Here is a 13,788-nt window from a genome sequence, read left to right on the forward strand (position 1 = left end):
TATAAACTAAAATTAATATAATTAAATCGTTATTTTTACGATAATATTATAATATAATAAAGGATAAATAACGTTTTTTAATGAATAAAAAATTGTTTAATTTATTCGCTTATATCATGAATAACTTGATTTTCTATAATATTATTTGTCGATTTCTGATTATATGAAATTATATTTGTTTGATTGGATGATTGATATAATAATTGTTGATCAGTTGTCCATATTGGTAATACTTGATAACAAGTGTTTTTGCTATCAGGCAAGATAAAGTTACCACGATTATCTACAGGTATATGTTTAATACCATTAGGTGGTATTAAACATAAAGGAGTAGGTTTTTGATGTTCTAAATAAAGACTATATAAAGTTAACGCCCCATTCGTACCTGTTAATTTGGTCTCTCCGTTGTTGTCGCGTCCTATCCAAATCACAGTTACTTCCTTTCCATCAATTCCAACAAACCAACTATCGCGAAGATCATTAGTAGTGCCAGTTTTAGCAGCCAACTGTGAATAAGGAAATTTTACAGATAAAATATAAGAAGTTCCTTGTGCTACTACTTGTTGCATTGCATATAATATTAAATAAGCTGCTTGAGGAAAAATAACACGTTCTGTTTTAGGAAAATATTGATATAACATCATATTTTCTTCATTCATAACATAACGAACAGACGATAAAGAAGAATGTTGACCACCATTAGCAATAGTTTGAAATTCTTGTGCAACTTCTATAGGTGTCAGACTGATAGATCCTAAAAGGATTGATGGAAAAGAAGAAATAAAATCAGGTGAAATACCCAATTTTATTAAAATGTCAGAAACAGCGTCTAACCCTATTGTCATTCCTAAATTAACGGTAGGTATATTGAGAGATTTAATAAATGCATCAATAAGTGTAACTTTGCCTCTAAATTTTCGATCATAATTTTTAGGGGACCAAATCACTCCATTAGGTTGTTTTAAAGTCATTGGTTCATCAGCAATCCATGTGTTAAGGTGATATTTATTAGGATTACTCAAGGCTGCTAAATAAGTTGCTGGTTTTGCTAATGAACCAATGGAACGACGAGCATACATAGCACGATTAAATCCATAAAAATGTGGTTCAGATCCGCCCACCATAGCACGTATCTCCCCGCTAAATCGATCTACTACAACTATAGCTCCTTCCAAATCTTTTATCTTATAAAAACGTCTTAGATTATGAATACCTAATTCCATTGCTTTTTCTGCTGATTTTTGAGAATTAGGATCTAATGTCGTAAATATCTTTATTCCAGAAAAATCGTTAATTTGATCAATATTTTGTATTTCTTCGTTTACCATTTGTGCAAAAGCAGGACTTAATATTAATACTTCATCTTTTGATTGTATTCCTAAAGGACGCGCGCTAAGAATAGTATATAACTTTTTGTCAATAATATTTCTATGTACTAATAATTTTAGTATTAAATTTCGACGTTCCAATGTTATCTGTGGATTTTTCCAGGGATTGTATAAAGATGCTCCTTTTATCATTCCAACTAACATTGCTTGTTGATCCAAACTTAATTCATTTACCGGTCTACCAAAATAATAAAAACTGGCTAAAGGGAACCCGCGAATCTGATCATTTCTATTTTGACCAAAATATATTTCATTTAAATATAACTCAAGAATGTGATCTTTACTATATCGATGATCAACAATTAAAGCCATATAGGCTTCATTAAATTTACGCCACAATGATCGGGTATTGTTCAAAAATAAATTTTTTACTAGTTGCTGCGTTAGAGTACTACCTCCTTGTACAGCGCGTCCAGAAATAACATTAGCTAAAAAAGCACGGCCAATAGAAGATATTTTAATGCCATCATGTCGATAAAAATAACGATCCTCAATGGCCAATAACATATCTATTAATATATCTGGAAATTCAGATCTTGGTAAAAGTAACCTTTGTTGTCCATTAGGGGCATATATAATAGAGATGATTTTGGGATCAAACCGAAATAATCCAAAATTATTTTTTGTATCTTGATTATAAATGCGTAATAATCTCTCTTGATTAAAAAAAAAGGATGCATGTATTTCTCCTTCTTCTCCGCTTGGAAAGTTAAAAGATCTACGAAATAACTCAATTTCATTATTATGTACGATAAATTCCCCTGAATGAGTAATTTTAGATACTTGACGGTACTGTAATGATTCCAATAAATGAATTATATCATTTCTATTGCATGACATATTAGGTTCTACATTAATCATACGACCGTAAACAACAGTAGGTAATTGCCAGACTTTTCCGTTAATCCGACTTTGAATTGTTTTATCTAAAAACATTCCATATGATATAATTAGGATAATAATAAATGCAAAAATGCATATTATAATGTATAAAAAATGTAAAGTTCGTTGCACAATAATTAAATGACACTTATATAGTAATCAATCCAATAAAAATTGGAGTTTTTAATACGCATTATAATACTTAGGTAAGTATAATCATCAATTGATCATTTTGATACTGTTTTGTTATTATTATTATTATATGATAATCGTTATGTAATATATATATATATTTACTATATTTAAGTAATAGTATTGGAAATACTATGATTAATTTACAGTAATTTATATATTTTTTAAATAAGAATTTGTGTATTTGATTATTAATTTTTAGTAATTAATGAACAGAAATAGAGATATGGAATAAAACATAATAACTATAAACAAGTTATCTTAAATAATAATTAATGCCTGAATATTTTAAATTTAACCATAATAATATTATTAGTATTAAAACTTTAATTTATGTTTATATAATAATTTTCAAACTTATATTTTTGTACATAGATACATCCCTGATAATTATAAATAATTTTTATTCAATTAGTTTCAATAAGATTGAAAATATAACAAACATTATATCATGATGATAATTTACATTAATACAGAAATAAATTGAAACTATATAATAATATTTATGTTTTAGTATAAAAATCAATCAAATTTTTAAATATAAATATATTCTATGCATATTTTATATGATTAACAATTTTTTATAAGAATATTAAATAATTTTTTTCATAATGTATTGTTTTATATCTCTATGTAATAGAGTAAATAAATAAATATTTCGAATAATGATAAAATAGCTCTAATACATATTTTAAGGACATATAAAAAATTATATATTAATCCAAATATTATCATTAAATTTAACATTATATTATATTTTTTGTGTTTAAAATAACTAAATAACATTTTTATTAAAAACTTTTGTAAAGTAAATTATTGTGCAAATAGAAAAGTTGTGTTTATAAATATTTATTTTGTGGAAAAGTATTTAAATATTTTGATTATAATCATATTTTAAGTTACTATTTTAATTTATAATTTATTTAAATAATTAAATTTTATGTAGATTTATACAATTAATTAATATTAATCATCAATCAGATTTAATGTCTAAAATTGTAAATTTTTATAATTATAAACTTGATAAATTTTATATACACATACATGTATTAATTTATATACAATGAAATATACTAATATAAAAATATATTTTTATACTGTTTTATATGCATGAAAAACTTATGATTTTATACATCTATATTTCGATTAATATTAAAAATAATTTCAATTCATATTATTTCTGTATATAAATACTTAGTTTTATATGTACAATCTGAAGTATTTGTATTTATATTCTAATCTATTTTTATATTATTAAGTATATTCTGGCCTATAACAATATTTAAGTTTAGTTAAATATTGAATAAAAATATATTATATGTAGTAATCATATAGTTTTAATCAATACAAATGCATAATATGAAAGTACATTCATTTTATTATTATTATTAATAATAATAATAATAATATTTTAATGCTGTGTAAAAATGACACAACAATATAAATATAATAATTCTGTAAAGATCTAACTTAACATTAGAAAATATTCAAGTATTGAATAAATTTTTTGTTATATATAAATTTATAAACAACAAATTGATTTAATATGTAAATTATATTACGATTAAGAAATAATAAAATAACAACTAATATGTACTTTTAGTTTATTATTATAAAAATATGCAATGTAATTTAATTTTATGATGAAATAGTCATAAAACTATTTAACAAAAACAACATTATTGTTTTGCATATAAAATATATACATAATACTGAAAAAATTAGAATAAAAATAAATCTATTATATATCTTATTACGATTATTAAATACATGATATATTATAAGAATTAATATGAAAAAATTAATAAATAATATTTGCATATATTATGTTTACTTATTTGATTTGTTATTTGTTGCTCTTAAAGAGGTGAATATAGAATATTTTAACAATATTCTATATTCACCTGAATTACCGAATTATCGTTTTGTACCAAAATTTTTTATTTTTACAGCGGTGAATTAATATATTTTAAAAATAATTTTTTATTCGTTATGAACATAATCGTATATAAATAAATTTATATTTATATCATATATATAAATATAATATAAATATAAACAGTATACATATATTCAAACACATTAAGGAAACGCTACAATGTTAGAATGCTTATCTAATGATGTGGATCCAATAGAAACACAAGATTGGTTACAATCTATTTCTTCAGTTATTCAAAAAGAAGGTGTTAAACGGGCTCAGTTTTTAATAGATCAAATTGTACATGAAGCCCGTAGCAATGGTGTTATTACTTCTAGTAATGAAATAATAACAAATAATTATATAAATACTATTCCAGTTCAAGATGAACCAGAATATCCTGGAAATCTAGAAATAGAGCAACATATATGCGCTGTTATTCGTTGGAATGCTATTATGATGGTATTGCATGCATCAAAAAAAAATTTAGATTTAGGAGGGCATATCGCTTCTTTTCAATCTTCAGCTACGTTATACGAGGTATGTTTTAATCATTTTTTTCGTGGACGTAATAAACACGATGGAGGTGATTTAGTGTATTTTCAAGGTCATATATCACCTGGAATATATGCTCGGGCTTTTCTTGAAGGACGATTGCGTGAGGATCAAATAAATAATTTTCGTCAAGAAATAAAAAACCTAGGACTTCCTTCGTATCCTCATCCAAAATTAATGCCAGAATTTTGGCAATTTCCTACAGTTTCTATGGGTCTTACTCCAATTAGCGCAATCTATCAAGCAAAATTTTTAAAATACTTAAAAAATAGAAATTTAAAAGATACTACTTTACAGACAGTATATGCTTTTTTAGGAGATGGAGAAATGGACGAACCTGAATCTAAAGGAGTTCTTAATATTGCCGCTAGAGAAAAATTGGATAATTTAATTTTTATTATTAATTGCAATTTACAGCGATTAGATGGTCCAGTAGTAGGCAACGGAAAAATTATCAATGATTTAGAAAATATATTTAAAGGATCAGGTTGGGAAGTAATTAAAGTTATTTGGGGAAGTAAATGGGATTCTTTGTTACGTAAGGATACTAGCGGTAAGCTTATTAAACTTATGAATGAAACTGTTGATGGAGACTATCAAACATTTAAATCTAAAAATGGCGCATATGTACGTAAACATTTTTTTGGAAAATATCCAGAAACTAACGCATTAGTGAATGATATGAGTGATTCTGAAATTTGGGCGTTAGATCGCGGTGGACATGATCCTAAAAAAGTATTTGCTGCTTTAAAAAAAGCTAAGAATAGCTCTGGAAAACCTGTCGTAATATTAGCACATACTATTAAAGGTTATGGAATGGGTTCTAGTGCTGAAGGAATGAATATTGCGCATCAAATTAAAAAAATTAATATAAACGGAATACGTCATTTTAGAGACAGATTTAACCTTAGTCTTATTAAAGATGACCAAATTGAATCTTTGCCTTATTTAACATTTAAAGAAGGTTCTAAGGAATACATATACTTACATGAACAACGCAAAAAATTATTTGGATACATTCCAAACAGATTGCAACATTCTACTTATTCATTAAAACTGCCAACATTAAAACATTTCTATTCTTTGTTAACACAACAAAATAAAGATATTTCTACTACTCTTGCATTTGTGCGTGCCTTCAATATACTATTGAAGTATGAGTCAATTAAGCATAGATTAGTACCCATTATTGCTGATGAGGCTCGAACCTTTGGGATGGAGGGATTATTTCGTCAAATCGGCATTTATAGTTCTATGGGACAACAATATACCCCTCAAGATCATGATGTACTTGCATATTATCGTGAAGATAAACAAGGGCAGATTTTACAAGAGGGGATTAACGAATTGGGGGCAGCAGCCTCTTGGTTGGCTGCTGCTACTTCATATAGTACTAATGATTTTCCTATGATCCCATTTTATATTTATTATTCAATGTTTGGTTTCCAAAGAATTGGAGATTTTTTTTGGGCTGCCGCTGATCAACAAGCTCGAGGATTTTTAATTGGAGGCACATCTGGTCGCACTACCTTAAACGGCGAAGGACTACAACACGCTGACGGCCATAGTCATATTCAGTCATTAACAATTCCTAATTGTATTTCTTATGATCCAGCATATGCATACGAAATCGCTGTGATTATACAAGATGGGTTGGTGCGTATGTATGGAAATAAACCAGAAAATATATATTATTATATCACTACATTAAATGAAAAATATCATATGCCAGCAATGCCAGCAGGAGTTGAAGAAGGCATTAGAAAAGGAATTTATAAATTAGAATCTTTATCTGGAGAAAATGGAAAAATCCAGTTAATGGGATCTGGTGCTATCTTACGTCTCGTTCGTGACGCAGCTCAAATTTTATCTGAAGAATATAATGTAAGTTCTGATGTATACAGCGTTACTTCTTTTACTGAATTAGCAAGAGATGGGCAAGACTGTGAACGCTGGAACATGTTGCATCCTATGGATATACCCAAAATACCATATATTACTACCGTGTTAAATAATTTTCCTACTATAGCAGCTACTGATTATATGAAGTTATTTGCAGAACAAATTAGATGTTTTATTCCAAGTAATCATTTTTTTGTTTTAGGTACAGATGGATTCGGTCGTTCTGACAGTCGAGAAAATTTAAGACATCATTTTGAAGTAGATACAGGTTATGTAGTTACAGCTGCATTAGCTCAATTAATGAAAAATGGCCATATTCATGCCAACGTTGTTCTAAATGCTATCAAAATATATGATATTGATCCTGATAAAATTAATCCACGTCTAATATAGGAGGTAGCATGACAGCAATCGAAGTTAATGTGCCAAATATTGGTGATGATGAATTAGAAGTTACAGAAGTTATGGTCAAAATTGGAGACAAAATTAATATTAACCAATCACTTGTTATGATAGAAGGTGACAAGTCTTCTATGGAAATACCAGCTCTCTATTCTGGTATTGTTACGGCAATTCATGTTCATGTTGGAGATAAAGTACATACAGGATCTTTAATTTTATTACTTGATACACAAAATGGTACTAATACATCGTCTTTCAGTGATCAAAATAACATTAGCCCCTCTTCTTCTTTTTCAGAAACCAATAATATAAAAAAAAGAGTTATATATAGTAATGCGATAAATCGCAGTATCTATTCTAAATTCAATATCACAATACATGCTACTCCATTAGTACGTCACATAGCTCGTATGTGCGGAATAGATTTATCAAAAGTAAAGGGTAGTGGCCGTAAAGGACGTATCTTAAAAGAAGATATTCAAGATTACATGAATAATATATCAATGCATCATACAAATTGTATACCATCTATTCAATCTAATCGATTATTACCTATACCATCTTGGCCAAAAATAGATTTCAGTAAATTTGGCAATACTACAACTGTAACATTAAGTAAAATACAGAAAATTTCTGGTTCAAATTTACAAAGAAATTGGATAATGCTTCCTCATGTAACACAATTCGATGAAGTTGATATTACTGATTTAGAGCATTTTAGAAAACAACAAAATCTTGAAATTGAAAAGAAAAAAATAAATTGTAAAATTACACTGCTAGTTTTTGTTATGAAAGCAGTTTCAAAAGCATTAGAAGAATTACCACAATTTAATAGTTCTTTATCTCAAGACAGTCAGACGTTAATTTTAAAAAAATATATTAATATTGGTATAGCAGTAGATACTTCCAAAGGATTATTAGTACCTGTTTTGCGTGATGTAAATAAAAAAGGTATCATTTCATTATCACAAGAATTAACAGCGCTTTCTTTGAAAGCGCGTTCTGGAAATCAATTGAGTCCTTCTGATATGCAGGGAGGAAGTTTTACTATATCTAATCTAGGAAGTATAGGGGGGACAATCTTTACTCCTATTATTAATGTTCCAGAGGTAGCTATTTTAGGTATGTCTAAGTCTTTTACAAAACCAGTTTGGACTGGAAAAAAATTCGTTCCACGTTTAATATTGCCTTTATCATTATCATATGATCATCGTGTTATTAATGGTGCAGATGGTGCTCGATTTATAACACTTATTAATAAAATAATTTCTGATATGCGATTATTGTTTATGTAAATTGATTATTATATAAATTATGATAATTTTATCACATAAAATGCAAGAGTATATGTCATTATCAGATATAAATTAACATAATAAAGAAATACATGTCTAATCAAATTAGATATACTAGTTTATAGTTTTAATTAAAATCTGAGGGGTAAAAGAGAGAGCTATGCATATGCAACTAAAAACTCAAATTCTTGTTTTAGGCGCAGGACCAGGAGGTTATTCTGCGGCTTTTCGCTGTGCTGATTTAGGAATGGATACCACTATAGTAGAACGTTACCCCATTTTAGGTGGAGTATGTCTTAATGTTGGTTGTATTCCTTCTAAAACATTATTACATATTGCTAAATTAATTGAAACAAGAAAAAATTTAGATAAATATGGTATTCTTGCATCAGCAGAAACAGATATTGATATTGATAAAACACGTTCTTGGAAAGATAAAATTATTACTCAGCTATCAAATAGTTTAAGTACCATGGCAAAAACACGTAATGTTAAAGTAATTAATGGAATTGGTAAATTTCTTGATAAGAATACTATTCAAGTTGAAAATAATCAAATGACTTTAGAAATAACATTTAATTACGCTATTATAGCAGCAGGATCTCATTCTGTTTCCTTACCATTTGTTCCTAATGATAATCGTATTTGGAATTCAACTGATGCTCTATCTTTACAATCAATACCTAAGCGTTTACTGATTGTAGGTTCTGGAGCTGTAGGATTAGAAATGGCAACAATATATCATGCATTTGGATCAGAAATTGATATAGTAGAAGTATATAATCAAATTATACCAATTTTAGATGAAGATGTTATTAATCCTTTTTCTAAAATAATAAGTAAGAATATTAATTTAATTTTAAATACCACAGTAAATATAGTAGAGGCTAAAAAAGATGGTGTTTATGTTACTATGGAAAATAATCAAACTTCATTAAAAAATATTAAACGTTATGATGTATTATTAGTGGCAATTGGACGTGTTCCGAATGGCAATATGTTGAACATTGAAAACACAGGGGTCAATGTAGATAAATACGGTTTTATTCCTGTAGATCAACAAATGCGTACTAATATAAAACACATTTTTGCTATTGGTGATATTATTGGACATCCAATGTTAGCGCATAAAAGTATTCATGAAGGACATGTAGCAGCAGAAGTTATTGCTGGTAAAAAACGTTATTTTAATCCAATAATAATTCCATCTATTATATATACTAATCCAGAGATAGCATGGGTTGGCTATACTGAAAAAGATGCACAAGCAAAAAATATAGATTATAAAGTTACTATTTTCCCTTGGATGGCTTCAGGCCGAGCAATTACTGAAGATTGCAAAGAAGGTATGACTAAATTGATTTTCGATAAAAAAACAAACAGAATTATTGGAGGATCTATTTTAGGCACGCATGCTAGTGAAATATTAGGAGAGGTTGCATTAGCTATTGAAATGGGGTGTGATGCAGAAGATATTATTCTAACTATTCATGCTCATCCAACTTTATATGAATCAATAGCATCAGCAGCATCTATTTATAATGGATCGATTACTGATCTGCCTAATATAAAAACACAAAACCAATAAATTTTATATGATTATAAATAAAGTTCTAAATTGATTAATTTAAAAATAATACTACATTGGTATATAGTTTATTCCAACTTATAAAGTATATAAGTGTTAATATTTAACATATTATACAATTTATAAAAATCAAATATAATAATTACATTTATTTATATTTTTAAATATGTAGCGATATATATCGCTACATATTTATGTTATTGATGTGATATAGTTTATTAGATGAAAATAAAATGTTTAAAATAATAATATCGTCACTCAAATAGCGTTCATTCATTAAACATCATAAATTATATACAATCACATAACTTATGGTTGTGAGGTGTATTCACATTATACTTATTAAGTATTTAGGACATAATTGATTTGTAACTATTAATTAATTATAATTATAAATTTAATATTTTATTATTTGAAATATTTAATCTGTTATAAAAACAGAAATTTATTCTAATACTAAAACTAGTTATATTATCATAAGTGTGTAATTTACAAATTAGTCTAAAAATATTTTTTATATATTTTAATAATAACAAAATACTAACCATATTGCCAATATCTTACAATATTAGAAACAAATTAAAAAATTTGGTATATCTAAATTTCATATATGTTTTAATCATTCAATTTAATTTAGAATAATTAGATATATTTTAATTCAATCTAAATATAGATATTAATTATATTTAAAATCTATTAATAACAATAAAATGTATCATAATAATTTTAAAATATGATATCTATTTTATAGTTTTAAATAAATATTTAAGAAAAATACTTACTGTATAAATTAATAATAACTCTTATTTTATTTATATTGAGAATTATTATTATATCCGTATAATTCTTGTTGTCTATAACAACCTAAAAATAACTATTAAATCAATAGTTTTTTGTGTTATTAGTATTATGTTATCTAATAACACAGACCGATTTATATTTAATAATAGTATGACAACATATAGTGATAATTATTTACCATTTATTGTTTAATCTAAAGTACGTTTTACAATACAATTATAATATCAACTATATTCTATATATATCTAAAAAATAAATATGTTAATAAGTATTTTAAAAGCATAAAAGTTATCAAACTTAACAATAAAAAATAATTTAAATTATTAAACATATATATAGGCATAATTTTTTGATTACTATCACTATAATATTCTTTAATTAAAATCACTAAATAATTTTATTTTTAATTAATAAAATGAAGGTTCATTATGAAAATATTTTCCAAATGATTGCTAATATTAATATGTTTTATAGCAATTATTTTTGTTATAAATATAATTAATTACTTATATAGTATATATCATCAATAAACTAATATATCTGCATATATTTAAAAAGATAAATATTAATTTGTTTTAAATTAAATTAAAAATTATTCACATATCAAATATTTTTATAAGTATAGAACATAACATATAATACTTATTTCATAATAATTAATTCATTTATCACTAAAAAGTATATTACTATAATAAAAATAAGTATATTAAGCAATAAAAATATATTTGCATGTTTATGCATTTTTATATAAACATGACAATATAGTAATTTGTGATTTTAATAATATAAAGTTATTATTTTTATCTCAATTATAAATTTTTTATTATTTTCTGAGAATACTAGTATCTGAAATTTATTCATCTATAGAAATCGCTACAAATTATAATAATTATTAAATATTTATTAATAAATATAGCTAAATAATTTTGGTATATAATTTTAATTAAGATAATAAAAATAAAATAATAGAGAATTTGTTATGAATTAAATTTTCGATAGTTAGATCAATATATTCACAATACTAAATAGATATATCAATATCTTTAATTTCACTATAAACAATTGGTTATAGATGAACAATTTATTTTTTGGAACAAATAATAACCCCTCCATATTACAGTTGTTATAGATAATAATATTTAAAGATTTTATTTTTTCCAAAAATCTAAACCATTTTTAGGAACAGTTTTAGCAATATCTGTTATAATTTTTCCATTAGGAAAAACTAAATGATTATCTAATTCAATTAATGGATAAATTATAAATTCTCGATTACATATGTCATAATGCGGTATTATCAATTCAGAAGTATATATATTATGTTTTCCAAATAATAAAATATCTAAATCTAGTGTGCGTGACTGCCATAACAGAGAATTATGTAACCGAACACGTCCTTGTTTTTTTTCAATATATTGGATATGACTTAATAATGATTTTGGAGAGAGATTAGTATCTAATATTATTATTGCATTTAGAAAATCAGGCTGATTTTTCTGCCCCAATGGCCGGCTACAATAATAGGATGAAAAAGCAATAAGTTTGGTCATTGGGAGCTTAGAAAGAGACCACACAGCTTTATCAGCTTGTTTTTTAGGATTTAACATATTACTGCCTAGTCCTATCCAAACACGTTCCATTTGATTATGTATCCTAACTAATTAACTACAAAATCATCAGTCTTTTGATTTTTATAAAAATTTACATATAATTAAAATTAAAATATTTTATAAATTTTTATATAAATACATGCTTATACACAAAACAATCAACAAATCTTAATCAAACTAATTATCATAACAAAAATTATATATAAATCATTAAAAAATTGATTTTTAATTATATCTTCATGTCATAATATCATTATATCATCTAATAAAAAATTGATTGCTATACTATGATAATTTATCCGGTCATTTGTTTTTCTTTAATTTCTTCTAAAGTTTTGCAATCAATACATAAATCAGCCGTTGGTCGAGCTTCCAATCTTCGGATTCCGATCTCTACATCACATGAAGCACAAAATCCAAATTCATTTGTACCTATTTTTTTTAAAGTTTTTTCAATTTTTTCAATAAGTTTACGTTCTCTATCTCGATTGCGTAATTTAATATTAAATTCTTCTTCTTGTGCGGCTCTATCTACTGGATCTGGAAAATTGACAGATTCTTGATTTTGTACACATAATGTAGAAGACCCTAAATCATGTTTAAGTTGGTTTTTCCACGTTTCGAGAATGCGTTTAAAATGTAATAGTTGATCAGAACTCATATATTCTTCATTAGGTTTGCGTTGATATGGCGTAACTCCGGCAATTATTAATACATTTAAAGAAGAACACTTGTTACTATGGGTTGATGACTTTGTCGGCATATAATTGCTCCTAATTTTATATATATATTAAAACAAACTCATATCAATATGATATAAAATTTAATTTTTAAATAAAATTCACTAATATTACAAATATATAATGAATAAAAAATTAAATAAAATAAGTATTATTATTTAATAAAATATAACAGGCCTTATTTAAGCAACCTTTTCATTTTATTATGATACTTGATTATTTTTAAAACGTACACTTAATTATAGAATCATATCAATATATATACAAACCAATTATAATATTTTAGAAAAATATTATAATTGGTTTGTATATATATTTTTTATTGCTTATAATGGGAATAATAAGTATTGATAATTGTTTAAAAATTATGCATTATGTTACAATATCATTGAGGTGTTTATAACAATATTATAATATTTATTATCAATAATAATAGTATTGTATTTAATTTATTAAATATTTATACGGAAATCATAATATTCATTTTATGATTTTAAAAAATTATATTTTTATAG

6 protein-coding genes are annotated in these 13,788 nt (G+C 25.3%); 3 read left to right on the top strand and 3 right to left on the bottom strand.

Annotation, left to right across the window (positions count from 1 at the left end):
- Nucleotides 1-101: 101 nt before the first annotated feature.
- Nucleotides 102-2,402, bottom strand: coding sequence for a bifunctional glycosyl transferase/transpeptidase (gene mrcB / locus VOI34_RS03100; RefSeq protein ID WP_331828394.1), 2,301 nt, complete (start codon nt 2,400-2,402; stop codon nt 102-104).
- Nucleotides 2,403-4,560: 2,158 nt separating this feature from the next.
- Here mrcB and aceE point away from each other — a divergent pair.
- The 3 genes from aceE (at nt 4,561) to lpdA (ending at nt 10,122) form a co-directional block, all read left to right on the top strand.
- A complete protein-coding gene (aceE, locus tag VOI34_RS03105) occupies nt 4,561-7,230 on the top strand; it encodes a pyruvate dehydrogenase (acetyl-transferring), homodimeric type (protein ID WP_331828395.1) in 2,670 nt (889 codons plus the stop codon).
- A gap of 8 nt (nt 7,231-7,238) precedes the next feature.
- Entirely contained in the window at nt 7,239-8,534 is a 1,296-nt protein-coding gene (gene aceF, locus VOI34_RS03110; RefSeq protein ID WP_331828396.1) for a dihydrolipoyllysine-residue acetyltransferase, read from the top strand.
- 160 nt (nt 8,535-8,694) lie between these two features.
- Nucleotides 8,695-10,122 (top strand): dihydrolipoyl dehydrogenase, encoded by a 1,428-nt coding sequence (lpdA, locus tag VOI34_RS03115; protein WP_331828397.1) that lies wholly within the window; start codon nt 8,695-8,697, stop codon nt 10,120-10,122.
- A gap of 1,949 nt (nt 10,123-12,071) precedes the next feature.
- On the opposite strand, the gene folK is transcribed toward lpdA, so the two are convergent.
- Together folK and dksA are read right to left on the bottom strand one after the other, a co-directional pair.
- Nucleotides 12,072-12,563, bottom strand: coding sequence for a 2-amino-4-hydroxy-6-hydroxymethyldihydropteridine diphosphokinase (folK, locus tag VOI34_RS03120; RefSeq protein ID WP_331828398.1), 492 nt, complete (start codon nt 12,561-12,563; stop codon nt 12,072-12,074).
- Between the two features lie 265 nt (nt 12,564-12,828).
- Complete coding sequence (dksA, locus tag VOI34_RS03125) at nt 12,829-13,296, bottom strand: RNA polymerase-binding protein DksA (RefSeq protein WP_331828399.1); 468 nt, start codon at nt 13,294-13,296, stop codon at nt 12,829-12,831.
- Nucleotides 13,297-13,788 lie beyond the last annotated feature (492 nt).

This window comes from Candidatus Blochmannia sp. SNP (genome assembly GCF_036549215.1).
In the GTDB taxonomy this organism is placed as follows: Bacteria; Pseudomonadota; Gammaproteobacteria; order Enterobacterales; family Enterobacteriaceae; genus Blochmanniella.